Below are 26,654 nucleotides of genomic sequence, written 5' to 3'. Positions count from 1 at the left end.
GGAAGGGCAGGGCTTCTCTGCAGTTCGGCTTGAGGACTGCCGGGGTCAGAGAACGTCCGAAAGGAAGCCTTGGAGGCGTTCCGTCTGCGGGTTGGTGAACAGTTGCTCCGGGGGACCGGACTCCACCACCACGCCGGCGTCCATGAAGGTCACGATGTCGGAGACGTTGCGGGAGAAGCCCATTTCGTGGGTTACCACCACCATGGTCATGCCTCCCTTGGCCAGGTCGGTCATGAGGGCGAGGACGCCCTTCACCAGTTCCGGGTCAAGAGCGGACGTGGCCTCGTCAAAGAACATGACCTCTGGCTTCATGGCCAGTGCACGGGCAATGGCAACACGTTGCTGCTGACCTCCGGAGAGGTTGGCAGGACGTGAATCGGCCTTGTGCTTCAAACCCACAAGGTCGAGCTGGGCCAGTGCTTCATCGCGGGCCTGCTCCTTGGACATGCCGCGGAGTTTCCGCAGGGCCAGGGAAATGTTCTCGGCCACTGTTTTGTGCGGGAACAGGTTGAACTGCTGGAAGACCATGCCGATGCGGCGGCGAAGCTCGTCGGGGTTGTCCTTCAGCACCGAACGGCCATCCAGAAGGATGTCGCCTTGGTCCGGCTCGATCAGCCGGTTCATGACACGGAGCAGTGTCGACTTACCCGAACCGGAAGGTCCGATGACCGAGGCCGTGGTGCCCTTCTCAACATGGAGGTCGATACCGCGCAGCACATGGTTGCTGCCGAACGACAAATGGATGTTCTTCGCGGTCAGTGTCCCTGAAGCGAATTCACTCATGCCTGTGCTCCTTTTCCAACCACTGCGGCTGCCTCATCCGGTTCCTTCTTCTCCGGGCGGCCGGCGCGCATGCGGGCATCGATCCAGTTCACGAAGTGTGTGAGCGGGATCGTTAGTGCCAGATAGAAGATCGCTGCTGCAACGTACGGTGACAGGTTGCCGCTGTTGGCTGCGGCATCCTTGCCGATCTGGAAGATTTCCCGCTCGGTCGCCAGCAGGCCAAGCATGAAGACCAAGGACGATTCCTTGATCAACGCAATGAACTGGTTGACCAGGGCCGGAAGGACGCGGCGGATACCTTGCGGCACCACTACCAGGCGCATGGAGGAGCCGTAGCTGAAGCCGAGCGCCCGCGTGGCCTCGAGCTGGCCCTTGTCAACGCTCTGGATACCGGAACGGAAGATCTCGCCGATGTACGCGCCGGACATCAGCGACAACGCCGCGATGGCCATGGGGTACGGGCTGGTGGATCCGGTGAGTTCGCGAATGATCGGACCGAAACCGAAGCCAATCACCAGGATGGTCAGCACTGGCGGGAGCCCGCGGAGAATGTCCGTGTAAATGCGGGCTACCCACCGTGCTGCCGCGTTCCGGGAAATCCCCATCAGGGCAAGCAGCATCCCGAGGGCGGTGCCAATGATGCCCGAGACGACAGCCAGGACGATCGTGTTGGGCAGGCCAACGGCGAACATCTTGGGAATGACTTGGCCCATCGCCTCCCAGTCAAAGAAGGTATCGGCTAATTGATTGAGGATATCCATGGAACGCCTTGGTTACTTGGCCGGGAGCTGGACGGCCTTGCTGCCCGGCTTCCAGCCCTGGGGGGTCTGCTCTGCGGCAGTCGGACGGTCCTTGTACCACTCGGCCGTGAGCTTTGCCCAGGTGCCGTCAGCAATGACAGCATCCAGGCCGGAGTTCAAGGCGTCGATGAGCGGCTTGTTGTCCTTGTTCACGGCGTAGGCAGTGAAGTTCTGGGTGTTGACAACCTTCTCGGCGATCTTGGTGTTGTCGCCTTCCTTGACCTGGCCTTCGGCCTGCTGCGACGGGGCAACCCATGCGTCGATCTGGCCGTTCTTCACGTTGCCGTAGACGGTGTTGTAGTCAGGGAAACGTACCGGCTCGATCTTGAGGGTGTTCGTCATGTAGTCGTCCTGGACCGTGCCCTGGACAACGCCGATGCGGAGGCCTTCCTTGATGTCGCCGAAGCCGGTGATCTTGGAGTCGCTCTTGGTCACGACGGCCATGTAGCCGAAGTCGTAACCGTTGGTGAAGCCAACAGTCTTGCGGCGGGCGTCAGTGGTCGAGATGGAGGAGGATCCGACGTCGAACTGCTTGTTGCCCACCTGGGACAGCAAAGCGGAGAAATCGGTGGAAGCGAACTCGACCTTGAGTCCCAGCTTGTCGCCGATGGCGCGCAGGAGCTCGTTGTCGTAACCGGTGAACTTGCCGGAAGGATCGATGAAGATGTTCGGCGGGGCGTCGGACAGGGTGCCTACGCGGATGGTGCCGTCGGTGATGAGGCCGAGCTTGGACTTGTCGATCTTGTCCAGGGGAGTAACGTCGGCGGTAGTGAAGCTGTCCAGCGACTTCTGGTCGCTGCCGGCGAGGGCGTCAGTGGCAGTTCCGCTGGGCTCGGAGCTTCCTCCGCCGCATGCTGCCAGGGAAATCACCAGGGCTGCGGCCACGGGGGCAACAGACAGCCACTTAGGGGCTTTGAATTTCATGAAGAAAATCACTTTCATCGGGTCACGGAGACGTTTCGCGGTGGGCGGGGAAACGGCAGCAATACAAAGGTTGGCTGTCCTAGCAGACTTCAACCCGCCAAACTTAATTATGTCACCAGCCCACAAGGGCGCCGTGAATCGAAGAAATGGTTGCTCACCCTCGATTTTCCCGAAGATAGTTCCCGTTGGAGCTGAATAGTAAGCTGACTGTTCTGATTATGGCTCCGCGGGTGGAATTCACGCCTGAACTACGGGGCACCCGGGGTTCCCGAAAAACGTGTGACATGCGTCGCAGAAAGCCCTTAGCGGGGCCGGGAGCTAGAAACCGCCGCGGCTGGCGTCCACCGGAGGAAGCACCGGCCACTCACCCTCAATGACGGCAGTGGGCTTGCTGCGGCGTAGGTACTGCTGGAAATCCGCGGCCTGGGATGCGGCCCAGTCTACTTGCAGCTGGTGCAGCTTGGAGGCCGGCATCTGGAGTTTGGGAAACTTGCCGGCCATGGCATCCAGCACCCGGAGCGTGGCGAGGGCGTCGGCGGCAGAAGTATGTGCGTTGGTCAGATCAACACCGTACTCCTCGCACAGGGCGGTCAGTGTGCGCTTGCCCTTGCGGTACCGGTCAACCTGCTTGTTCATCACATAGGGATCGAGCACAGGGAAGCGGCTCAGCTGGGGAACGCCGTAGCGGGCGGATTCGGCCGCCAAGACGGTGAAGTCGTAACTGGCGTTGAAAGCGATAACCGGAGTTCCGGCGTCGAACAGTTCCTGGAGTACCCCGGCGACCTCGCGCGTGACCTCCGCCGCCGGCCGCCCTTCCGCCCTTGCCTTCTCCGTGGTGATGCCGTGCACTTCGCTGGCTTCAGCGGGGATCTCCACGCCCGGATCCGCCAGCCATTCGTGTTCCGCGATGAGTTCCCCGTGGTCGTCCACCACGGTAATGGAAGCGGTGACGATCCGTGCGGAACGGGAGTTCTTCCCAGTGGTCTCGAGGTCGAATGCGGCGCGGGAGAGGGTGTTCCAGGAGCTCATGGTTTTCACGGTACCGGCTGGCACCGACACTACTGGGTAGGACACTCCTGCCGTTAGGCTGAACACATGCGGATGGAGTACGTAACGGCGGTCCTGGCCGTCGTGGACCTCGTTCCGCCTGCTTCGGCGGTGTCCTACGGCGACGTTGCCGAACTCCTCGGTTCGGGTGGGCCGCGGCAGGTTGGTGCTGTTATGAGCCACTACGGCAGCGCCGTGGCCTGGTGGCGGGTGCTGCGGGCAAGCGGAGAAGCGCCTCCCGGCCACGAGGCCGACGCCCTCCGGCACTATCTGGAAGAATCCACTCCGCTGCACGGTGCGTACCGGGCGTTCCTGCTGACCGGCGAAGGCAGGTGGCGCGTCGATCTCGCGGCGGCGCGATGGGCGCCCACGGACGGGGATTTTGACCAACTTGATGTGATCTCCGACCAGTTGGAGCGTCGACTCCATATATTGTCGGTACCCGATGATGAAATGACTGTGTGACCGCGACTCCTGCCAAACCCCGCCCAGCATCCGCAGCCCTCCGGCTGCTGCCGCCGCGGCAAACCCATTACGTGGCCCCTGCCTTGTCTCCCGACCAGCTCGCTGTGGTCTCCCTTCCGCAGGGGAGCGGGCCGATCCTCGTGCCCGGCGGTCCTGGAACCGGCAAATCCACCGTGCTCGTGGAGTCAGCTGTCCGCCGTGTCCGCGAGGACGGACTGGACCCCGAAGAGATCCTCATCCTTGCCCCGGGCCGCCATGCGGCCGCTGCCCTGCGCGACACCTTTACGGGTCGGCTGGACCGCAGCCTCAGTACGACGCCGGCCCGCACCTGGGCGTCCTATGCTTTCGATATCATCCGGCGCGCCAAAGCTGAAGGTGTCCTGCCGCTTGCGCGGCCGCCCAAACTCCTCTCCGGCCCGGAGCAGGATCTCATCATCAAGGAGCTTCTGGAGGGCCACTCGCGTCCGGGCTTCCAGTTGCCCTGGCCGGATGACCTGGCCGCGGCGCTGCCCACCCGGGGCTTCCGCCATGAAATCCGCCAGTTGTTCGATCGCATCATCGAGTCCGGACGTACAGCTGACGATCTGGTTGGCCTGGCCTACGAGTGCGGAAGGCCCGACTGGATGGCCGCCGCAGAACTCTACAGCGAATACAGGGACATCCTCGATCTCCGTATGCCGGAGGCCTTCGACCCCGCCGGGATCATTACCACTGCCCGGCAGATATTCCAGGACTCCCCGGACTTCCTGGCTGAAGAGCGGCGGCGCCTTCAGTTGTTCCTGGTGGACGACGCCCAGGAATCCAACCCCGCGGTGTTCGAACTCCTGGCTGATGTTGCGGAGGGTAAGGACGCGGTGGTGACCTACTCCCCGGATACCGTGGTGCAGGGTTTCCGTGGCGCACGGCCGGATCTCGTAGCGGAGCTGCCGGCGCTCCTGGGCGGTCCGGAGCGGGCCGTCCTGGAACGGCCCCTGTCCATGACGCACCGCCACGCTCCTGCGGTGGCTGAGGCCTGGTCCCGGGTAGCGGCCCGTATTTCGCAGCGTTCCGGCGGTCAGTTGGCGAGGCAGATGGAACAGCCCCCGCACGCCGGGGCTGAAAATACGGCACTTTTCCCCGAGGGCAGGGTGGAAGGCCACGTGCTGCCCTCCGCCGTTCACGAGATGCGTTACGTCACCCAAAGAATTCTTGAAGCGCAGCTGCGGGATGGCCGCGAATTCAGCGACATCGCGGTGATTGTCCGCAATGGCGGGCAAATCTCACAGTTGCAGCGCTACTTGGGTGGACAAGGCATTCCGGTGCGGGTTCCGGTGGCAGACTCTGCTGTTCGCGACGAAGTCGCAGTGCGTCCCCTTCTTGAAGCATTTGCCGTTGTGTTGGACCCGGTCAAGCTGACCCCCGAGACCGCTGTATCACTCCTGACCTCCCGCATCGGCGGGGCTACGGCCATTGAACTGCGAAGACTCCGTCAGTCACTTCGGCGTGAGGAACTTCTTGGAGGTGGCGGCCGGTCCAGCGACGCGCTGTTGGTGGAGGCCCTGCTTGAACCGGGTGCGTTGGCATCGCTGGGTATCGAGGGCAGTGCTGCCCGACGACTCGCTCGAACAATCTCGGCCGGTGCTGCAGCCGTCGCCGAGCCCGGAGCCAACGCCGAATCAGTTCTCTGGGCGTTGTGGCAAGCCACGGGCTTGTCCTCACGGTGGGCCGAAGCAGCCTTGGAAGGCGGTGCCGCCGGAGCCCGTGCCGATCGGGACCTTGACGCGATGATGGCGCTCTTCCACACTGCCGAACGTTTCGTGGACCAGCTTCCTGGCTCAGGGCCGGAGCAATTCCTTGACTATTTGCTGAACCAGGAGCTGCCAATGGACACGCTGGCAGCACGCGCACAACTTGAAGACTGCGTGGAAATCATGACCCCCGCCAGTGCTGCCGGGCGGGAGTGGCCGGTGGTGATTGTCGCCGGCCTCCAGGAAGGTGTCTGGCCAAATACCCGCTTGCGCGGCGAACTCCTGGGCAGCACGATGTATGCCGATGCCGTGGAGCACGGGGTGGATTACGCCCTGGGCCGGGGACCGCTCAGCCGGCTCCGGGATATCCGGTACGACGAACTGCGAAGCTTCTCCACCGCCATCTCACGTGCACGTGAGGTCCTGATCTGCACGGCTGTCTCCTCTGAGGATGAGCAACCGTCCGCATTCCTGGACTATGTGGCTCCCTTGGGCCAAGGGGAATACAAACGCAGTTACACCCCCGTGGACCGCCCCATGACTTTGCGGGCCCTCGTGGCGGAACTCCGGCAGCACGTCCAACTGGACGAGTCCTCCGGCCAGGAGCCGGCGGCTGCGCAGGAGGCCGCCCGGATACTGGCCAGGCTTGCCAGCTCGGAGCCTCCGGTTCCTGGCGCGGATCCGGACACTTGGTGGGGCCTGGCGCCCCTGAGTTCCATGGACCCGGTTGTACCCCCGGGCGGCACAGTCTCCGTTTCACCGTCCAAAGTGGAAGCGGTCCACAAATCCCCGCTGGACTGGTTTGTCCAGGCCGCCGGAGGAGAGGCGGCCACCGATTTCGCACGCAGCCTGGGCACCCTTGTCCACAGCATTGCCCAGGACCTGCCCGAGGCTTCGGGCGGAGAGTACGTGGCCGAACTCGTCCGCCGTTGGCCTACGTTGGGGATGAAGGACAACTGGGAGGGGCGGCTGGACTTCCAGCGGGCTGAGCTCATGGTCCGGAAACTGGCCCAGTATGTCCTCATTATGCGAAGCGAAGGCAGGAGCCTTCTTGCGGTCGAGCACGACTTTGAAGTCCAGCTTCCTGACGTCAGGCTTGATGCGGTACCCGCCGGGGACCTGGACCCCGAAGGCCTCCAACGTCATGCCGTGCTCCGCGGTCAGGTGGACCGGTTGGAGCTTGATGCCGAGGGGCGGCTGGTCGTCGTCGACCTCAAAACCGGAAAGCGCCAGCCGGGCAAGGCAGAAGTCGCCAACCATCCGCAGTTGGGCGCTTACCAAACGGCAGTTTTGAAGGGTGCGTTCCAGGACGCCGCGCCGTCCGGAGAAGAACCTGGTCCCGGGCTCCCCGCAGAAACGACGAAACCTTCCATGCCCGGGGGCGCTGTGCTGGCCCAACTCGGTACCAAGACCAAGAGTCCGGCTGTTCAGCAGCAGGACCCCCTGGAGTCCGGTGATAACTGGGCTGAGGCCTTGGTCAATGAGGCCGCAGCGTTGATGGCCGGCGCAACGTTTGAAGCACGGCATGATCCAGGCAAAAGCAGTCATGGCGGACATGGTTGCCGCCTTCCGGACATTTGCCCACTGTGCGCGCGAGGAAAGCAGGTTACCGAATGAGCACTGAACTCTTGGACGGTGTGGGGGCCTCCACATTCGATGGCGGCGCGGGTACCCCCGAGCCCCGTTTTACGCCGTCGCAGCTGGCGGACATCCTGGGCGAGAAGAACCACCCCACGTCCGAACAGTCGGACATCATTTCTTCCGCACTGACGCCGCGTCTGGTCATTGCCGGAGCGGGTTCCGGAAAGACCGCCACCATGGCCGACCGTGTGGTGTGGCTTGTCGCCAACGGCTGGGTCCGCCCGGAAGAGGTCCTGGGCGTGACGTTCACCCGCAAGGCTGCTGGAGAACTGGCCAGTCGAATCAGGAGCAAGCTGGCCACACTCCAGCGGGTGGCCGCCGAAGACGATGGCACCATCGGATTCCCGGCGGACCTGCTCGGCGCTGATGATCTGGAGCCCAGGGTTTCCACTTACCATTCGTACGCCAGCGGAATTGTGTCCGACTACGGCCTGCGGTTGGGGATAGAGCGTGATGTCGTCCTGCTGGGTGGCGCGCAGTCCTGGCAGTTGGCCAGCGAAGTCGTAGAGGCCTACGACGGCGACTATGAGCACTTCACAGCCGCAAAGTCGACGTTGGTCAACGGTGTCATCCAGTTGGCAGGTGAATGCGCCGAGCATCTCCAGGACCCGGCCATGGTGCGTGAATGGGTGCTCGAACGGGTGCAGGGATTCGAACAGCTTCCCTACGTGGCCGGAGCTAAGAAGAACCCGACACAGGCCGCCGGGGAACTGGCGGCGATGCTCCGGACCCGGGCCAGCGTGGCTGACATGGTGGTCCGATACCAGGAAGCCAAGCGCCAGCGCGGGGTCCTGGACTTCGGGGACCTGGTGGCTCTGGCTGCCCGGATTGCGCGGGACATCCCTTTGGCAGCTGCCACGGAACGCGCGCGGTACAAGGTGGTTCTCCTGGACGAGTTCCAGGACACCTCGCACGCCCAGTTGGTTCTGTTTTCGCGGCTCTTCGGCCAGGGCCACGCCGTCACCGCTGTCGGTGATCCCAACCAGTCCATCTACGGATTCCGGGGCGCTTCGGCCGGTCAGCTCTTCCATTTCGTGCAGGAGTTCCCGGTCGTGCACAAGGCGGCCGGGGAAGACTCGACGTCGTACTCCGTGGCACCTACGTCCTACCTGACCACTGCCTGGCGGAACGGAAGGAACATCCTGCAGGCAGCCAATGCCATCGCCGCGCCCTTGAACAAGGCTGCGGGCGCCGGCGCAGCGGCGGGGGAGAAAACGGACTCCGGGGCCGTTTCCGTCCCGCCGCTGGTACCCAGTCCTGCCGCTGTTGACGGCAGCGTGGTCATCGGGCGGTTCGGAACTGATGAGGACGAGGCTGCCGCGATCGTCCGCGACGTCCGGCGTTACCAGCGGACTGTGTTCGAAGAAGAGGCCGACGGTACACCGACGAAACCGACCATGGCGGTTTTGTGCCGCCGGCGCGCCCAGATGGAGTGCCTCCGCCGCGAGTTCGAACTGCAGGGAATCGCTTACGAGATCGTCGGCTTGGGCGGACTGCTGGACACCCCGGAGGTCGTGGATGTTGTGGCTACCCTGCGCGTCCTGGCTGATCCAGGACGTTCTGATGCCCTGATGAGGTTGCTTGCCGGGGCACGCTGGCGGATTGGTCCGGCGGACCTGATGGCTTTCAGCGACTGGTCCAGGTTCCTCGCCCGGCGTCGGTCCGCCCCGGACGCACAAGGTGAAGCGAGCGAAACTGACGAGGAAGCATCGGCCGTGGTGGTGGAAAGCGATATCACCGACGCCGCCAGCCTGGTGGAGGCTCTTGACTACCTGCCCAGGCCGGGGTGGACTTCCGGCCATGGAAGGAGCTTGAGCGGTGCGGCCTTGGATCGCCTGAACACCCTTGCCGCGGAACTGCGCTCCCTGAGGAGTTTCATCGGCGATGACCTCACCACGCTGCTGGGCGAGGTGGAGCGGGCCATGCTCCTCGACATCGAAGTTGCCGCCAAGCCGGGGGTCAGCATTCATCAGGCGCGACGAAACCTGGATGCCTTCCAGGACGCCGCGGCGAACTTCCTCCAGACCTCGCAGCGGATCGATCTTCTGGCCTTCCTGTCCTGGCTGGAGGCAGCCGCCTCCGAGGAAGGCGGTCTGGACGTCGCACCGCCGGAGACCAACCGCGAAGCCGTGCAGTTGCTGACCGTCCACGCCTCCAAGGGCCTGGAATGGGACGTGGTCTTCGTACCCGGCCTCAACGCAGGTTCGTTCCCCAGCAACAGGGACTCCCGGTGGAGTACCGGCGCCGCGGCATTGCCGTGGCCCCTGCGCGGAGATCGCGCCGACCTTCCTCAGTGGGACCTTGACCAGTCCGACCAGAAGGGCTGGCTGGATGCAGAGAAGGACTTCAAATCGGAAGTCCAACACCATGGTGAAGCTGAGGAACGCCGCCTTGCCTACGTTGCTTACACGCGGGCAAAGTTCGTCCTATGGGCCTCCAGCGCAGCGTGGAATGGTTCGCGCTCGGGGATAGCCGGGATGTCCGCCTTCCTTTCGGAGCTGGCGCCGCTTGCCGGGCTGGGGCAGGAAGGTGACGGACGTTGTGGCATTGCCGCGCAGGCCGACGTCCACCCTGATTCCGTGTCAGAAGAAGCCTTGCCCGACACCAGCCCTTTGACGACTTCGCTGGAGATAGCCCAATTTCCCTACGATCCTCTTGAAGGACCGTCCGACCCGAGGACCGGAGCCCGCCTCAGGCTGGCGCCTGGCCGTCGGGAGGCCATGGACCGGGCCGCAGCAATGGTGCGGGCATACATGGAAAATCCCGACATCGAACATTCCTCGCCCCCCTTGGGCGGTGCGGCCGGAAAGTGGTCGCAGGAAGCTGAGCTCTTGCTGGACCGGCAAAGGCGACGGAAGGCAATCCACGACATCCATCTGCCCAGCCATATCTCGGCGTCACTTTTCGTGGACCTCGGCGACAACCCTGCGGCCGTACTGTCCCAGCTCCGCAGGCCTGTTCCCCGGGAACCGGGAATCTCGGCGCGCAAGGGTACAGCGTTCCATGCCTGGGTGGAGGAGTACTTCGGGACGACAGGAATGCTGGACCTCGACGAGGCACCCGGCTCGGACTCGCACATTGATGAGGCCTATGGGCTGGATGACATGGTGGCTGCGTTCAAGCAGTCCGAGTGGGCGCAGCGTGCTCCGGCCTTCGTGGAGGTGCCCGTGGAAACCCGTATCGGTGACGTGGTCGTCCGCGGCAGGATCGATGCCGTGTTCCGTGACGCCGATGGCCGGTGGCAGTTGATTGACTGGAAAACCGGACGACGTCCGGCAGGAAGACAACTGGCAACGCGCGCGGTGCAGCTGGCCGTGTACCGGCTGGCGTGGGCGCGGCTCAAGGACGTGCCCCTGGAGGAAGTCAGTGCAGCCTTCTACTACGTGGCCGAAGACGCAGTGGTGCGCCCGCATGATCTGGGCAGCGCCGCGGAACTTGAACAGATCGTTGCCGAGGCCTTGAAAGCCAAGTGAGGTTCGGGCGAGGACAAATGAAGCCTAGGAACGGTCCGCCGTGTGCAGTGGCGTGACCACGCTGATGGCGGCCGTGGACGTGTCGTCATGGTCGCTTGAGGCATCGTCCCCGGCCTGGGCGGAATCCGCCGAGGCTGTCGTATCAGGCGAGTCAGTCGACCCTTCGGCTGCCGGCTCGGCAGCGGGGATTGCTGCCACCGAAACTGTTGGACCGGCGTCGGGAATTGCCACCACGCTGACCGCAGGTTGGTGGGCAGCAGCCATCGCGGCCTGATGCTCCGCAATTTCCCTTTCGGCGGCTTCCGCCTCTTCATCGCGGCGTGCCTGGTCCTCTATGTCGCTGGCGAGGGACTGCAGCATGGACTCAGCTTCCGCTGTCATGCTTTGATGTCCGGCTGCCATGGCCTTGACCAGATATTGGGCCAGTGCGAACTCTGCCAGCAGGGCAGCGCGGCGTAGCAGGTGGGCGTCCGGGGTCTCCCTGCGGGCCTGGGTGTAGTGGTCCAGCACTGCTTCCACAAACGACGTTTCGTTGGAGGCCACCAGCCACGCGAAATCGTCGGCAGGGTCACCGATCCGCAGATCAGTCCACCCAGTCACTGCGGTGACGTTGTCGCCCTGGACCATCAGGTTGTCTTCGTGGAGATCGCCGTGGACTACGGAGGTGTTGAACCGCCACAGGGCGACATCCTCCAGGGCATGCTCCCACCTGCGCAAGAGCGTGGCAGGAATCTTGCCCGTTGTTGCCGCCTGATCCAGTTCGTTGAGCTTGCGCTGCCTGAATTCATTGGCCGAATAGCTGGGAAGGTCTGCATTGATGACCAGGCTCAGCGGAAGATCGTGGACAGCAGCCAGTGCCGCACCGATTTCCTTGGCCAATGCCGGGCTGCTGGCCGAGAGTTCTTCGATGGACAGCACCGATCCCTGAAGGTGCGCATAAACGAAGGTAGTGAGAGAGCCCTGCCGGACGGTGCCGGCAATGGTGGGCACATGGAAGGGCAGTTCGGCCCGTACGGCAGGGGCGAAGGCCCGGAGCACCATGAATTCGGTTTCCAGGCGCGTGCTCGCCTCAGGATGGCGCGGCGAACGGACCCGCCAGCGTTTGCCTTCCGCGTCCAACAACGACGCGGAGTCGAAGTCTGCGTTGTCGTCGGGGGAATAAGCTGTAGCCGTCGGCGCCAAACCAGGCACCGCCGCGGTTGCTATAGCGGCCAGTTCGAGCGGTGTTCTTCTCACCTCTCCACGGTAGATTGAGTGCGGCCGATGGCCATGATGCAGCGCGGCGAGTCTTCAGATCCGCGTCAAATCGACAGCGGATCGGCCCAAAAGACCGGCCTGGCTGCGTGCCGGCACCCGCTCTCCACAAGCGGCGGGCCTTTCAAATGTTTTTTGTCGGTACGAGTCAGTACGGTAGATACATGAGTCATACGGAGTCGCCGGCGCTTGCCAACCACCTGATGGACACTGTTCTTCCCGTCCGCCCTGCCATGGTGGATCGCGGTTCGGGCGTCCGTATGAAACCCGGCATGGTTGAAGACGTCATCGCTTCAGGCACTGCCAAGGCCATGGTCATCTCGCAGCGCAAAGCGCTGGTGACTGCGGAGGGGCTCTGGTTCGGCGACGCCACCGCCCTGTGGACCGCACTGAAGGAGTCCGACGCCGGTGCTGCCGCCATCTATTTGGGTACCACCTTGATGTCGTCCTCGTTGCCGGAAGGAACCCCGGTCCTCCTGTTCACAACCGCCGAGCCCCCGGTTGCGGGAACGGCCACGATCCCCTCGGACGTCGAGTGGGCCGGGTTCCGGGATGTGGCTGCCACCTTGGATGCCATGGACACTGCACTGTTCATCGAAGCCAGTGCGATTTCCAACTGGCATGCCACCCACACGCACTGCCCGCAATGCGGCAACCCCACGGAGGTTGAAGCGGGCGGCTGGGTCCGGCGCTGTCCCAAGGACAACTCTGAACATTACCCGCGCACCGATCCTGCCATCATTGTCACCGTGGTGGGACCAGATGGTCGTCTCCTGCTGGGTGGCGGCGGACCCGTGGACGCCAAAAACTACTCAACCCTGGCTGGATTCGTGGAGCCGGGCGAATCCCTGGAACAAGCTGTGGTGCGGGAAATCGGAGAAGAGGTGGGTGTCCGCGTGACGGCCTGCCAATACCTTGGCTCGCAGTCCTGGCCTTTCCCCGCGTCCCTCATGCTGGCGTTCACGGCCACCACTGACGACGCCGTTGCCAGGCCGGACGGCGTGGAGGTAACACGGGCGCGGTGGTTCAGCAGGGATGAGCTGCAGGAAGCTGTGCTCAGCGGCGAGATCACGATTTCCACGCGGCTTTCGATTGCCCGTTCCCTGATCGAGCACTGGTACGGCGGCGTCATCGAAGATCTCCAGCCGTGACAGAGGTGTTTTTCGACGCCGGTGGCTCACTTGAGGAGCGCATCCTCGGCGGCTTGGACGACGAGCAACGTGAAGTGGCAAGTACCCTGACAGGTCCCATGTGCGTGCTGGCCGGAGCTGGTACCGGAAAGACCCGTGCCATCACCCACCGCATCGCTTACGGTGTCCACTCAGGGGTCTACAGCCCTCAGCGGCTGCTGGCCGTGACATTCACCGCGCGGGCCGCTGCCGAAATGCGCAGCAGGCTTCGCGATCTTGGCGTGGCCAATGTGCAGGCCCGCACCTTCCACGCCGCAGCTTTGAGGCAGTTGCAGTTTTTCTGGCCGCAAGCCATTGGCGGTACCTTGCCGAATCTCTTGGACCACAAGGCCAACATGATCGCGGAGGCTTCCCGCCGCTTGCGCCTCAGTACGGACCGCGCTTCCATCAGGGACCTGGCGGCGGAGATCGAATGGGCAAAGGTATCCATGCTGACGCCCGCCAATTACCTGGAGAACGCCCAGGGCCGTGGGACACCGGGCGGGTTCGACCTGACGGCAGTTTCGCGGGTTTTCCAGGCATACGAGGACATCAAGACTGACCGTAACGTCATCGATTTCGAAGATGTCCTGCTCATTACAGTGGGAATTCTCCAGGAGGATCCCAAGGTGGCTGCGACCGTTCGCGAGCAGTACCGGCATTTTGTGGTGGATGAGTACCAGGATGTTTCCCCGCTCCAGCAGCGGCTCCTGGATTTATGGCTTGGTGGCCGCGATGAGTTGTGCGTGGTCGGAGACGCCAGTCAGACCATCTATTCCTTCACAGGAGCCTCTCCCAAGCACCTGTTGGGATTCAAAACGCAATTCCCTGGTGCAAGCGTGGTCAAGCTCATCCGTGACTACCGGTCCACACCCCAGGTCGTGAAGCTGGCCAACGATCTTCTCGGATCCCGGCGGAGCGGGGGACCCGTCGCCGATGCCGCATGGGCGCCGCCCCTCAAGCTCGTGGCCCAACGACCGTCCGGTCCGGAACCGAAGTTCATGGAGTGCCCGGACGACGAAGCCGAGGCAGCTGTCGTCGCAGGCAGGATCCAGGAGCTGCTCGATGCCGGGGTCCAAGCCAGCGAGATAGCCATCCTTTTCCGTACCAATGGCCAATCCGAGGCTTACGAACAGGCGTTGGCATCTGCGGGCATCGGTTACCAGCTTCGGGGTGGTGAACGGTTCTTCGCCCGAAAGGAAGTCCGTGATGCCATCCTGCAACTCCGGGCTGCCACCCGGGCCGTTGCGGAGGGCCCCCAGGAGCCCCTGGGCCAGATCGTTCGGGACATCGTAGCGTCCCTGGGATACACCGAAGCTGCGCCGCATAACGGGGGAGCCCTCCGTGAGCGCTGGGAATCTTTGGCCGCGCTGGTCGCCCTGGCTGACGAGTTGGCTGTGAGTCGCGGTGAGCCATTCACGTTGGCTGAGTTCGTCAACGAGCTCCAGGAACGTTCCGTGGCCCAACATGCCCCGACGGTCCAGGGTGTCACGCTTGCCTCGCTCCACTCTGCCAAGGGCCTCGAATGGGACGCAGTGTTCCTGGTGGGCCTCAGCGAAGGCCTGATGCCGATCTCCTTCGCCGATACGCCCGAAGACGTGGACGAGGAACGGCGGTTGCTCTACGTGGGCATCACCCGCGCACGTGAACACCTGAACCTGTCATGGTCAACGGCACGCACACCCGGCGGGAGGGCCAACCGTAAACCATCGAGGTTCCTGGACGGCCTTCGCCCCGACTCCGTGGCGTCCGCAAACGCCCGTAGCAAGACAGGCCCGGTGCGCAGGAAAGCTGCCGCACCGGCGTCGTGCAGGGTGTGCGGAAGCATGCTCGCCACCGGCGCTGAACGGAAGGTGGGACGCTGCAACCAATGCCCGCCCTCTTACGAAGAACAAACGTTCGACGCCCTGCGGCAATGGCGCAAAGACGAGGCAAAATCCGCCGATGTCCCTGCCTACGTCGTTTTCACCGACGCCACCTTGACTGCAATCGCCGAGGCCAAACCGACCTCCCTGGAAGAGCTGGCGGGCCTGGCCGGCATCGGACCGTCCAAGCTGGAGCGCTATGGCGAAGCTGTCCTGGCGGTCTTGGCGGAGAGCGCTGTTCTCTGATGGCAGGCGCGCGGGCAGGGGACCGCGACGTGCCCCAGGTGACCGACGACGGAGCTCCGGTTGTCGTGCGCCGGTCAACAAGGCGGCGTCGAACGGTCGCAGCGTTTTGGGAAGACGGCAACGCCGTGGTCGCTATCCCGGCGAGCTTCACCAAGTCCCAGGAACGTGAATGGGTACGGCGCATGCTCGCCAAACTCAAGAAGCAAGGCGAGCAGCGGTCCGGCAGGAGCAAGCGCCGCCCCGCAACTGATGAAGTACTTGCTGAGCACGCCGCGCATCTTTCGCGTACCTACCTCGGCGGGCGTGCTGTCCCGTCGTCGGTCCGTTGGGTCGGTAACCAGAACTCGCGGTGGGGTTCGACGACGCCCGCAGATGGCAGCATCAGGTTGTCCAACAAGCTCCAACCCATGCCGCAGTGGGTGATTGATTACGTCCTGGTACACGAGCTCGCGCACTTGCTTGTCGCAGGGCATAACGCGCACTTTTGGTCGTTGGTTGATGCCTACCCCGAGACCCAGCGGGCCAAGGCCTTCCTGGAGGGAGTGGCCTTCGCGACGTCGAGGGGGCTCACCGGAGAAGCCGGCCCCGAAGACCACTCCGATACAGCCTCGGACGAGGATTAAAGCAGCAACGGCCGCCTTTCGAGGCGACCGTTGCTGACGGTTGTGTTTGGGACCCGGTTATTTAACCGGCGGCTGGGGATCGTTGCCGTCGGAGTCAGGCTCGTCGGCCGGGGTGTCGGAAGATTCGGTTTCACCAGCGTCGTCGGCTGTTTCGTAGCCGCCGTCCAACAGTTTCTGAAGGGCATCGTCCACTTCACTGTCGCTTGCCTCGGCGAGGCGCCTGCGCTCGGAGAAGCCCTTGGGATCGTCCAGGTCGGCGCCGGTGGGCAGCAGGTCCGGATGGTGCCAGATGGCATCGCGTCCGGCGATGCCGCGCTCTTCCTTGAGGGTGGCCCACAAGGTGGCAGCCTCCCTGAGGCGTCGAGGACGCAGCTCCAAGCCGACCAGTGAAGAGAAGGCATGTTCTGCCGGTCCACCGGTGGCGCGCCGGCGTCGGACGGTCTCACGCAGGGCGGTCGCGGAGGGCAGGACCTTGTCGGTGGCCTCAGCGGTAAGTTCGTCCACCCAACCCTCGACAAGAGCGAGGGCAGTCTCAAGCTTTTCCAAGGCGGCCGTCTGCACGGGGGTGCGTTCCGGAGTGAAGACGCCCTGGGACAGAGCCGCCTGGATGCCTTCGGGGTTGCTGGGATCGAGATCCCGGGCCAGGTCTTCAATGCGGGACATGTCGATGTGGATGCCGCGGGCGTAGGCCTCGATGGCACCGAGCAAGTGGCCACGCAGCCACGGAACCTGCACGAACAACCTGGCGTGCGCTGCTTCACGGACGGCCAGGAACAAACGGACGTCGTTCTCCGGCAGGCTGAGCCCTTCGCCGAACTTGGCTACGTTCGCCGGCAGGAGTGCCATTTCCAGGTCCGCCAATGGGACACCGATATCAGTGGAACTGACAACTTCCGCGGACAGGGCACCGATTGCCTGGCCCAACTGCATGCCGAAGATCGCTCCGCCCATGTTCTGCAGCATGGAGGAGGCTCCGCCCATCATGGACTTCATTTCCTCGGGCATTTGTTGGGTGAGTGCATTGGACAAAGCGTTGGCAACGCTGTTCGCTACCGGTTCGGTCAGCCGCTTCCAGGTCCCAAGCGTCGCTTCCACCCATTCAGCGCGCGACCAGCCGCGTCCGATCAATCCTGTGGCGGACAGGTCAGTGACGGGGTCGAGCCATAGTTCGGCGAGCCTCAGGGCTTCGTCGACTTCCCTGGCTTGTTGGGCAGTGACCGATGGGTCGCTGCTGGAGGCGGCCACCCGGCGGGCGTTCTCATGCGCAAGCTGCCAATTCACGGGGCCCTCGGAGGTGGAACTCATCATGGCCTGGACCTGGGCGAACATTTGCTGGAGCAGCTGGGGATCGTTGGGCAGGCCCGCAGCCTTGGCCAGTTCAGCGGGATCGATGTTGCCCATGCCCTGTCCGCCCATAAGGTTCTGCAGCATTTCTGCCAGGGGATCCTTGGGAGTCTCGTCGTCGTTGGACGGGTTGTTTGGGTTGGAAGTCATGGTGCCGCCGATCGTCGAACTGGCTGGTGATCTCTTTCACCGTACCGCGCGGCCGGAAAGCTGTCTGCCCGGACGCGGCGTCGTTCGCTGTAGGCAAAGCAGTACAGCTGCGCCGTACCGCGTAGTGTTGATGTTTGGTATGTGCTGCCGCCGCCTGCGGCGGGAGCAAGCCATAGGAACCGGTCACGCCATGCCGGAAAAAGAGAGGCCTCAATGCTTACTTCACCCAGCCCCGAGGGCTCCTTTACCTCGCGCCAGAGCCAGGATCCGCGTCAAAAGTCCGACGCCGATCCCTCCACGGTGCCTCCCGCACCGCCGGGTAACGGCCGCTACATGATCATGGTGATTTCAGGGCTGTTGGCTTTGGGCCTCGGCATCGGGGCGGCCGCGTTGCCGGTCCCGTACGTCATTGAGTCGGCCGGCCCGACGTTCAATACTCTGGGCAAGGACGGTGACAAGCCGGTCATCAGCATTTCCGGCCACGAGGCGTTCCCGGCCAAAGGGAACCTTGACCTCACTACGGTGGTCATGACCGGCGGTCCCAAGACTCCCGCCACCATTTTCGATGTCTTCCGTGCCTGGCTCGACAGTTCCAAGGCGATCTACCCCGAGGAACTCATTTATCCCAAGGGCACCACTGCAGAGCAGACGGTCCAGCAGGGCGAAATCGACATGGAGACATCTCAGGAGAATGCAGTGGCCGCAGCGTTGCGGCAGCTGGATATTCCCTTTGAGCAGCGGCTGGATGTTGCCGGCTTGTCGGACCCTTCGCCGTCCGCCGGCAAGATCAAGGAAGGTGACCGCCTGAAGACCATCAACGGGAAGGCCATCACCTCGATGGCCGTAGTGCAGGCCGAACTTGCCGCGGGCGCGGGTGCTCCGGTCGCCGTCGGGGTGGAGCGGAATGGCGCCCTCGTCACCGAAACAGTTACCCCCACCAGGAACCAGGCTGACCGGTATGTCCTCGGGGTGCTGTTGTCGAGCGATTTCACCTTTCCTTTTGATGTCAGCATTTCGCTGGACAACGTTGGAGGTCCCAGTGCGGGAATGATGTTCGCTTTGGGGATCGTGGACAACCTGACACCGGGTGATCTGACCGGGGGCAAACACATCGCCGGCACAGGCACCATCACCGCCGACGGCAACGTGGGCGCGATTGGCGGCATTGCGCAGAAGATGATCGGTGCCCGCCAGCACGGAGCCACTATGTTCCTGGCTCCGGCGGCGAATTGTTCCGACGTCGTGGGGCATGTCCCGGATGGACTTCAGGTCGTCAAAGTGGAGACGTTGGCCGACGCGACCGCTGCCGTGGAGCGACTCGGGTCCGGACAGGACACGGCGGGCCTTCCCACCTGCACAAACAACTAGACTGGCGGTGGAACTTAGCTCCACCGCCACTCGTGGCATATATGACGGCCTCCGCCATATCCCAGCGGCAGAGAATGTCAAGTACTCGCACACCGACTGTTCACTGACACCAATGAGGTACAGAGTTTGTCCCGTCCCGCCAGCTCCAACCCGCCCGGAAGATCACCGCTGAGACGAGGTGCCCTGACTCCGACGCTCATTGTCGTGGCCGTGGCCGTCGTCGGGTTCATTTTCTTCGCCAATGTGTGGACTGACGTCCTCTGGTACCAGCAGCTTGGTTTCTTCGAAGTTTATCTTCGGGAGAATCTTGCCAGGATCATCACGTTCCTGGTCGGTTTCGCCATGATGTTCGCAGCGGTCTTCTTTGCCATCAGGATCGCGTACCGTTCACGCCCCGTCTACGCTCCTGATGCGGAGTCCCGGGATAACCTCAACCGCTACCAGGCGCAGCTCGAGCCTGTCCGTCGGGTGGTCATGATCGGCCTGCCTATTCTCTTCGGACTCTTTGCCGGAAGCGCGGCAGCCAGCCAATGGCAAAAAGCCTTGTTGTTCTTCAACCAGGAGCCCTTCGGCCAAACGGACCCCCTGTTCAACCTCGACATCAGCTTTTACCTGATGTCGTTGCCGTTCCTGGGTTTCGTCACCGGGTTCCTCATCAGTATTACCGTGGTGGCCGGCATCGCCGGCATCCTCACCCACTATCTCTATGGCAGCATCCGCCTCATGGAGCGGGGCATCTTCACCAGCCGTGCAGCGCAGATCCACATTGCGGTGACGGGCGCGCTCTTCCTGATCCTGCTGGGCGTCAACTTCTGGCTGGACAGGTACACCACCGTCCAGAGCAACTCCGGCCGCTGGGCCGGCGCCTTGTACACGGACGTCAATGCCGTGGTGCCCACGAAGGCGATCCTCGCAGTTGCCGCGGCTTTGGTAGCCATCCTGTTCATTATTGCTGCGGTGATCGGCCGATGGCGCTTGCCGGTCATTGGTACCGCGATGCTGGTAATCACGGCGATCCTCGCCGGCGGCGTCTATCCCTGGGTTATCCAGCAGTTCCAGGTCCGCCCCTCGGAGAACACCCTTGAGCGGGAATTCATCGACCGCAACATCAACATGACGCGGTCTGCCTACGGCCTGGACAAGATTGATGTCTCTGCCTACAACGCCACGACGACGGCGACAGCCGGTGCATTGGCCGCGGACGCGCAGACCGCAGCCAACATCCGGCTCCTTGACCCGAACCTCATCTCATCGGCCTTTGCCCAGCTTGAGCAGTTCCGCCCGTACTACCAGTTCCCGCAGACCTTGAACGTCGACCGCTACATGGTGGACGGCAAGGTCCAGGACACGGTGATTGCAGTCCGTGAACTGAATCCCGACGGCCTGAGCGCGAACCAGCAGACCTGGGTCAACAGGCACATCGTGTACACGCACGGCTACGGCGTGGTGGCTGCAAAGGGCAACAAGTTCACCGCTGACGGCAAGCCCGAGTTCCTGCAGTCCGGCATTCCGTCCAACGGTGTCCTGGGCAACGACACTACCTACGAGCCCCGGATCTACTTCGGTGAGAACTCGCCCGAGTACTCGATTGTTGGTGCCCCGGATGGCGCTCCGAACCGCGAGCAGGACCGTCCGGCGAGCCGCGAAGGCGGGGGAGAGACGCAGTACACCTTCAATGGCAATGGTGGCCCGAACGTGGGCAACTGGCTCAACCGAATCCTCTACTCCATCAAGTTCCAGTCTTCGGACCTGTTGCTCTCGGACGGCGTCAACGCTGAATCGCAGATTCTCTACGACCGCAATCCCCGCGAACGGGTGGAGAAACTTGCTCCCTACCTGACGGTGGACGGCAATGCCTACCCGGCAGTGGTTGACGGCCGCGTAAAGTGGATTGTCGACGGCTACACCACCAGCCAGTACTTCCCGTATTCGCAGCCGCAGCAGCTGCAGAACGCCACGGCTGACTCGCAGACCAGCGCCGGTCGGACCGTTGCCCTGCCGAACAGCTCCGTGAACTACATCAGGAACTCGGTCAAGGCCACGGTTGATGCCTACGACGGTTCGGTAAACCTCTACGCCTGGGACGACCAGGACCCCATCCTGAAGGCATGGCAGAAGGTTTTCCCGACCACTATCAAGCCGTACTCGGAGATGTCCGGCGACCTCATGAGCCACGTCCGCTACCCGGAGGATCTCTTCAAGGTCCAGCGTGAACTCCTGGGCCGCTACCACGTGACGGATCCTGACAACTTCTACCAGAACAACGACGCGTGGAGCGTTCCGAACGATCCCACCGTTTCCGAGGCAGTAAAGCAGCCGCCGTTCTACATGTCCCTGCAGATGCCTGACCAGGAGAAGCCTGCGTTCCAGCTGACCTCGTCGTTCATCCCGCAAACCGTGAACGGAAACGCCAGGAACATTCTGTACGGCTTCCTTGCGGCAGATTCCGACGCCGGCAACGTCAAGGGCGTCAAGGCAGACAGCTACGGCAAGCTGCGGCTCCTGCAACTGCCAACCGACACACAGGTTCCTGGTCCGGGACAGGCGCAGAACAAGTTCAACTCGGACCCCACAGTGTCACAGGCGTTGAACCTCCTGCGCCAAGGTGCGTCCGACGTTCTGAACGGCAACCTGCTCACCTTGCCCGTTGGTGGCGGCCTGCTGTATGTCCAGCCTGTCTACCTGAAATCCACGGGTGAGACGTCCTACCCGACACTGCAGCGTGTCTTGGTTGCCTTCGGCGACAAGATCGGTTTTGCGCCGACGCTTGACGCGGCCCTGGACCAACTGTTCGGCGGCAACTCCGGAGCCACGGCGGGCGACTCGGCCAATAATGGCCAGACGCCCGCCACGCCCCCGGGAACAACTACCCCGCCAGCCGGACCTACGGATGCCAAGGCTGACCTCAAGGCAGCCTTGGAGGCGGCCAATAAGGCCATCCAGGACGGTCAAGGAGCCCTTGCCAAGGGTGACTTTGCCGGTTACGGCGAACAGCAGAACAAGCTGTCAGAAGCCTTGAAGAAGGCCATGGACGCTGAAGCCCGACTGGGGACATCGTCGACGCCGTCAGCTACTCCAAGCGCGACGCCGTCACCATCGCCGAGCAGCTAAGGCCGCGCGTCGATTGAAGGCCGGCACCCGCTCCTTATGGAGCGGGTGCCGGCCTTTTTTGCACGTGCCGACCATCCGTGAGGCGGGGGGAGATGCACATCACGTCGCCAGGATTTGGTCTGCCATTCACCGGACGGTAATGTTGTTCTTGCGACGCGGGGTGGAGCAGTTCGGTAGCTCGCTGGGCTCATAACCCAGAGGTCACAGGTTCAAATCCTGTCCCCGCAACTGGAGAAAAGGTCCGGATCAGTTATAGCTGATCCGGACCTTTTGTTTTGCCTCCAACCCTTGCTCACGTCCCGCGTGTTTGCCCCCAACCCTTGCTCACGTCCCGGCTGTTTGGGCGCGACCCTTGCTCACGTTCCGGCTGTTTGCTCCCAACCCTCGCTCACGTCCCGCGTGTTTGCTCCCAACCCTTGCTCACGTCCCGGCTGTTTGGGCGCGACCCTCGCTCATGTGGACCAAGACTGCAGCGTGATCTGCGGCACCTTTGATGGCCTATGGTCAGAGACACCCTGAACCGTGGGGTAGAGTTGTTCTTGCGACGCGGGGTGGAGCAGTTCGGTAGCTCGCTGGGCTCATAACCCAGAGGTCACAGGTTCAAATCCTGTCCCCGCAACTGGAGTAAAGATCCGGATCAGTGAAACTGGTCCGGATCTTTTGTTTAACCCAGGGCGCTGAAAGATGTCGTTGACGACGTGGGTGCTAGCATCGAATCCGGATTTGCTGAGGCAGGAAAAATTCTTCGATGGGACAGCCTATGGTCAATGGTGACGTCAACTCAGGCCCCGAGCACAAAACACTTCAGAGGGACAGCCCTGTAGCGGTGTACCAGCAGGTGGCTGACGTCCTGACGGACCAAGTGAGCCGTCTGGAACCGGGATCGCGCATTCCAACCGAAGAGGCCCTCATGGACGAATATGGGATCAGCCGAACGACTGTCCGGAAGGCAATCGAAACGCTGGTGTCCAAGGGGCTGCTGGTCCGTCGGCAGGGGAAGGGCACTTTCGTGATGGCCCAGCGCCCGGTGAAGATGCTGAATCGACTGGCACCCTTCATGGAAACCTTTACCGCTGCCGGCATGAAGACCGTCAAGGGCCTCATCGAATACAAATGGATGGAAAAGGACCGCAGTGTTCCAGCGAAATTGGTTTCCGATGACAACCTGGTCTTGGTAATCCGACGTTCCTACTCGAGTGCTGGGTGGCCGTACGCAATTGCGGAGATTTTCATTCCCTCACATATTGGGCGGCACATCAGCTTGGCTGACGCCGAGCGGAATTCCATCTACCAGGTCATCCAGGACAGAACGCTGAAGCCCCTCCATCGTGCCGAGATCACCGTGACCATGCATGCACCCCCTGAGCACCTTGCAGACGCTCTGAACGTGCGTGGGTTCGCGATGGTGCCCAGGCTCGAAAGGACCACGCTTGGACCCCATGGAGAGGTCCTGGAGTGCACAGTGACCTATTTCCATCCGAAGAGATTCGAAATTCGCGCCGAGGTTGCAACAGATGCCAGCCCGGGGCAAGAAACGCCGTCATCCACCGAAGGACAGGCGGCCAGCGCTTAAAACGAAGTGGGCAGGACCCCTCGGGATCCTGCCCACTTGGCTGTCAGCAACGCGTGGAAGGGGGTACCCTCCCGTTCGGCCTAGAGTTTGTCGAAGTCAGCTTCGTCGACCGTCGCCTCGGCGGATGCAGGGGCTCCGGCGCCGATTGCCGGCTTGGAGCCGCCGGACTTCAGTGCAGCAAGACGGGCTTCGATCTCCGTCTGCTCACCAAGGTCCTCAAGCTGGTTGAATTGTGCGTCGAGACTGGAGCTGGCAAGCTCCTGCTGGCCGAGGACCTTGGCCTCTTCCCGGCGGATCTTTTCCTCGAAGCGGCCAACCTCGCTCGTGGGATCCATGATGTCGATGCTCTTGAGGGCATCGTGTACCTGGGACTGCGCGGCAGCCGTCTTGGAACGTGCCACCAGCTCATTGCGCTTAGCTGTGAGCTGGTTGAGCTTGTTCTTCATCTGGTCAAGCCCGGTCTTGAGCTTGTCCACGACCTCGGTCTGGGACGCGATGCTCGGTTCGGCCGCCTTTGCCTCGGACTCTGCGGTCATCTGGCGCTGGATGGCCACCTTGGCCAGGTTGTCGAACTTCTGGGCATCCACGGTGTCGCCAGCTGCGCGGTACTCGTCGGCTTTCCGGGACGCGGCCAAGGCTTTGTTGCCCCAGTCCTGTGCGTTCTTGATGTCCTCGTTGTAGTCCGCCTGCAGCATCCGGAGGTTGCCGATGGTCTGTGCCACGGCGGACTCGGCTTCGGCAATGTTGTTCGTGTAGTCGCGGACCATCTGGTCCAGCATTTTCTGCGGGTCTTCTGCTTGGTCAAGCAAGGCGTTGATGTTGGCCTTTGCCAGCTGCGAGATCCGACCGAAAATGGACTGCTTAACCATGGTGTTGCCTTTCGTCCTGCTCAGTGATGCCCACTGAATTCAGTGATCAGTTGTTGTACCGCTTCTATGCGGGGCACGGACCCCACTTAGTCTGTTGGGTCAGAAGCTGCCGGAGTCGCCGCCGCCGAAGTCGCCCCCACCGCCGCCGAAGTCGCCGCCGCCTGAGTCGCCGCCGAAGAAGCCGCCGCCTCCACCGCCGTCGTTGTGGCCGCCGCCCCAGCCACCTCCGCCGCCATTCAGGATGGAGTTGATGAGGATTCCACCTAGGATTGCGCCGCCAAGGCCCCCGCCACCGCCTCCGCCGCCAAACATGCCGCCGCGGCCATAGCCTTGGTCGGCGTAGCCGAACTGGTCGACATCGGATTGTGCGAGCTGGGCGGCCTGTGCCGCCAGCGAGTGGGCCTGCTGAGCGTAGGTCAGCGCGGTCACCGGGTCATTGCGGGAGATGGACAGGGCGTAGTCGAGATTGCGCTGGGCTTCGGCCAGCCGTGTCCTGGCTTCTGTACCAACGCCACCACGACGAGCCGTGATGTAGTCCGAGGTCGCACTGATCTGGGCCTGTGCAGCCATGATGGTTTGCTGCAGTGAGGCCTGCGCACGACGGGCCTGCTCCTGCTGATCCCGGATACCGGAGAGCGACTGGTCCAAGGCCTGGTGGGCCGACTCAACTCGGCTGAGAGTGGCAATGGGATCGATCTTGCCGCCCTGGATTTCGGTCTTCACCTGTGCCAAAGCGGCTTCCACACCGGCCACCGGTCCCGCGAGTTCCGGATGGGCACCCGATTGGATCATCGCCCTTGCCTGGGCGAGGTCCTGACTGGTCTCGGCTACGGCACCATCGAGGGAGGCGCGTGCTTCATCCAGGCTGCCGGCAGTCTTGGAGATGGCCTCGATCAGGATGTTGGTCTGGTGAAGGCTTTCCTCAGCAGCGCGCACAGCAACTGCTGCCATGCTGCTCTCGCCAGCCGTCAGCTTCTCCTCTGCCGTGGTTGCTGCGTTCTGGACGAACGCCAGGCGTTCCTTGGCCTGCAAAATGTTGTCGGAGACCTGGGTCAACGCGGATTCAGCGTACTTGGCACGGAGGCCGTCGAGAGACTGCTCGGCGTTGGCGATCTTGGCGTCGGCTTCCTTCGCCCCGGCCGTCACTGCTGCCAAGGCCTGCGGCGCGTTTTTTTCCAGTTCGCGCAGGGAGTCGAAATCAGCCTTCTGGTCACGCAAGGACGCCAGGGCTGCTTCGGAACGACGGATGATCTCGCCGAGCCAGCTGCGCTGCTGTTCTTCAGTGTCCGGGATGTGGTCGTCCAGTTGCTGCTGAAGCTTGAAGGACTCCGTCATGTGGCCCTTGGCCTCTTCCAGGGCCTTGGTGAAGTTGCCAATCGCGGTGTCACCGTACTGCGCCTGCGCAAAGCCCAGCTCCTGTTCGCTGGAGCGGATGGCGTCGTCTGCTTCGATCAGCAGCGAGCCGCTCTTCTGACGCAGTTCCGGGATACTGAGGCCCGCGAGCGGGTCAAGCTGTTCGCCTTGCGGTCCGTAGCTGGCGCTGACGGCTTTGGTACCGCCCTTCTTACGCCGGTTTCGGAGATACAGGTAGGTTCCCGCGCCGCCGGCAGCTACAACACCGATTCCGACAAGGACGCCGACGCTTCCGTTTCCGCTCGGAACAGTCCCGCTGCCTCCGCCTGCGGCATCACCAATGGCGGCTGCAGTATCGATCGCGGCCTGGGCAAAGTCTTTCTTACCCCCTGCGAGATTGGCGGTCACCGCGTTCTGCGTGATGTTGGCCTGTTTGGAGGCAATTGAACTCGCCGAGTTCACTACGAAGTTGTACTGGCCAGCAGCGGAGATGGCGAGGATGGCGTCTGCCTTGCCCATCTTCTTCGCTGTCGCGACGGCCTTTGTCCATTCTTTGGGATCCGTCGGGTTCTCGAACGAATCCACCGTCACCACGTACAGGTTGTACTTGTGGTCCTTGAGCGTCTTCTGGATGGCGTCCTGGACTTCACCCTTGCGGCTTCCCAGGAGGTTTGCATCGTCCACGATGTTTTGACCGGACGGGATTGTGACTGGATCCGCGGCCCAAGCCGCGCCGGCCGGTAGGGCCAACAATCCAGCCACGCCAATGACAGCGAGTACGCGTTTAAATATTGACCGCATGTGCAACCCTTCAGCACGTCTGCGACTGGAACAAGGCGTACCAATCGTCACAGAATGCTCAGCGCCCC

17 protein-coding genes and 2 tRNA genes are annotated in these 26,654 nt (G+C 62.8%); 11 read left to right on the top strand and 8 right to left on the bottom strand.

What is annotated here, in order from left to right; all coding sequences use genetic code 11:
• Window positions 1-45: 45 nt before the first annotated feature.
• From HMI60_RS13270 to HMI60_RS13255, 4 genes are all read right to left on the bottom strand, one after another.
• The gene (locus HMI60_RS13270; protein ID WP_018776500.1) at window positions 46-783 is read right to left on the bottom strand and encodes an amino acid ABC transporter ATP-binding protein; all 738 of its coding nucleotides are present in this window, start codon (window positions 781-783) and stop codon (window positions 46-48) included.
• Complete coding sequence (locus HMI60_RS13265; RefSeq protein ID WP_018776499.1) at window positions 780-1,544, bottom strand: amino acid ABC transporter permease; 765 nt, start codon at window positions 1,542-1,544, stop codon at window positions 780-782. The genes HMI60_RS13270 and HMI60_RS13265 overlap by 4 nt, the downstream gene beginning before the upstream one ends.
• 12 nt (window positions 1,545-1,556) lie before the next feature.
• Window positions 1,557-2,507 (bottom strand): ABC transporter substrate-binding protein, encoded by a 951-nt coding sequence (locus HMI60_RS13260; protein WP_026266960.1) that lies wholly within the window; start codon window positions 2,505-2,507, stop codon window positions 1,557-1,559.
• A 318-nt stretch (window positions 2,508-2,825) separates the two neighbouring features.
• Window positions 2,826-3,536: a 3'-5' exonuclease gene (locus HMI60_RS13255; protein WP_026266959.1), complete on the bottom strand. Its 711-nt coding sequence runs from the start codon at window positions 3,534-3,536 to the stop codon at window positions 2,826-2,828.
• A 66-nt stretch (window positions 3,537-3,602) separates the two neighbouring features.
• Between HMI60_RS13255 and HMI60_RS13250 the strand changes: the two genes are divergently transcribed.
• Genes HMI60_RS13250 through HMI60_RS13240 form a run of 3 tightly spaced genes read left to right on the top strand, consistent with a single transcriptional unit; the run spans window position 3,603 to window position 10,860 of the window.
• Entirely contained in the window at window positions 3,603-4,019 is a 417-nt protein-coding gene (locus HMI60_RS13250) for an MGMT family protein (RefSeq protein ID WP_018776496.1), read from the top strand.
• Window positions 4,016-7,363, top strand: a complete 3,348-nt coding sequence (locus HMI60_RS13245) for an ATP-dependent DNA helicase (RefSeq protein WP_193589790.1) — start codon at window positions 4,016-4,018, stop codon at window positions 7,361-7,363. Before HMI60_RS13250 ends, HMI60_RS13245 begins: the two co-directional genes overlap by 4 nt.
• The gene (locus HMI60_RS13240) at window positions 7,360-10,860 is read left to right on the top strand and encodes an ATP-dependent DNA helicase (RefSeq protein ID WP_193589789.1); all 3,501 of its coding nucleotides are present in this window, start codon (window positions 7,360-7,362) and stop codon (window positions 10,858-10,860) included. The genes HMI60_RS13245 and HMI60_RS13240 overlap by 4 nt, the downstream gene beginning before the upstream one ends.
• A gap of 24 nt (window positions 10,861-10,884) precedes the next feature.
• Here HMI60_RS13240 and HMI60_RS13235 read toward each other — a convergent pair whose 3' ends face one another.
• On the bottom strand, window positions 10,885-12,096 hold the full coding sequence (locus HMI60_RS13235) for a macrolide 2'-phosphotransferase (RefSeq protein ID WP_193589788.1): 1,212 nt from the start codon (window positions 12,094-12,096) through the stop codon (window positions 10,885-10,887).
• A gap of 182 nt (window positions 12,097-12,278) precedes the next feature.
• On the opposite strand from HMI60_RS13235, the gene nudC reads away from it, so the two are divergent.
• From nudC to HMI60_RS13220, 3 genes are read left to right on the top strand one after another with little or no spacing between them, the layout of a single operon-like run.
• Complete coding sequence (gene nudC, locus HMI60_RS13230) at window positions 12,279-13,265, top strand: NAD(+) diphosphatase (RefSeq protein WP_193589787.1); 987 nt, start codon at window positions 12,279-12,281, stop codon at window positions 13,263-13,265.
• Window positions 13,262-15,394: an ATP-dependent DNA helicase UvrD2 gene (locus HMI60_RS13225; RefSeq protein WP_193589786.1), complete on the top strand. Its 2,133-nt coding sequence runs from the start codon at window positions 13,262-13,264 to the stop codon at window positions 15,392-15,394. The genes nudC and HMI60_RS13225 overlap by 4 nt, the downstream gene beginning before the upstream one ends.
• On the top strand, window positions 15,394-16,017 hold the full coding sequence (locus HMI60_RS13220) for a M48 family metallopeptidase (RefSeq protein WP_055971893.1): 624 nt from the start codon (window positions 15,394-15,396) through the stop codon (window positions 16,015-16,017). Before HMI60_RS13225 ends, HMI60_RS13220 begins: the two co-directional genes overlap by 1 nt.
• 57 nt (window positions 16,018-16,074) lie before the next feature.
• Here HMI60_RS13220 and HMI60_RS13215 read toward each other — a convergent pair whose 3' ends face one another.
• Window positions 16,075-17,511, bottom strand: a complete 1,437-nt coding sequence (locus tag HMI60_RS13215) for a zinc-dependent metalloprotease (protein WP_039242198.1) — start codon at window positions 17,509-17,511, stop codon at window positions 16,075-16,077.
• Between the two features lie 213 nt (window positions 17,512-17,724).
• Between HMI60_RS13215 and HMI60_RS13210 the strand changes: the two genes are divergently transcribed.
• The 5 genes from HMI60_RS13210 (at window position 17,725) to HMI60_RS13190 (ending at window position 23,563) form a co-directional block, all read left to right on the top strand.
• Entirely contained in the window at window positions 17,725-18,879 is a 1,155-nt protein-coding gene (locus tag HMI60_RS13210; RefSeq protein WP_018776488.1) for a PDZ domain-containing protein, read from the top strand.
• 126 nt (window positions 18,880-19,005) lie between these two features.
• On the top strand, window positions 19,006-21,990 hold the full coding sequence (locus HMI60_RS13205) for a UPF0182 family protein (RefSeq protein ID WP_193589785.1): 2,985 nt from the start codon (window positions 19,006-19,008) through the stop codon (window positions 21,988-21,990).
• Window positions 21,991-22,144: 154 nt separating this feature from the next.
• A tRNA-Met gene (locus tag HMI60_RS13200) sits at window positions 22,145-22,218 on the top strand.
• Between the two features lie 317 nt (window positions 22,219-22,535).
• A tRNA-Met gene (locus HMI60_RS13195) sits at window positions 22,536-22,609 on the top strand.
• 129 nt (window positions 22,610-22,738) lie between these two features.
• Window positions 22,739-23,563, top strand: a complete 825-nt coding sequence (locus HMI60_RS13190; protein ID WP_227453531.1) for a GntR family transcriptional regulator — start codon at window positions 22,739-22,741, stop codon at window positions 23,561-23,563.
• 80 nt (window positions 23,564-23,643) lie between these two features.
• Here the strand turns inward: HMI60_RS13190 and HMI60_RS13185 are convergent, their stop codons facing one another.
• Window positions 23,644-24,432, bottom strand: coding sequence for a PspA/IM30 family protein (locus HMI60_RS13185; protein WP_018776485.1), 789 nt, complete (start codon window positions 24,430-24,432; stop codon window positions 23,644-23,646).
• A gap of 99 nt (window positions 24,433-24,531) precedes the next feature.
• Window positions 24,532-26,586: a TPM domain-containing protein gene (locus tag HMI60_RS13180; protein WP_018776484.1), complete on the bottom strand. Its 2,055-nt coding sequence runs from the start codon at window positions 26,584-26,586 to the stop codon at window positions 24,532-24,534.
• Window positions 26,587-26,654: the final 68 nt, after the last annotated feature.

The organism is Paenarthrobacter sp. YJN-D (assembly GCF_015040335.1).
In the GTDB taxonomy this organism is placed as follows: Bacteria; Actinomycetota; Actinomycetes; order Actinomycetales; family Micrococcaceae; genus Arthrobacter; species Arthrobacter nicotinovorans.
Note: the sequence above shows the minus strand (reverse complement) of the source record. Positions and strands in the feature narration are given on the sequence as shown.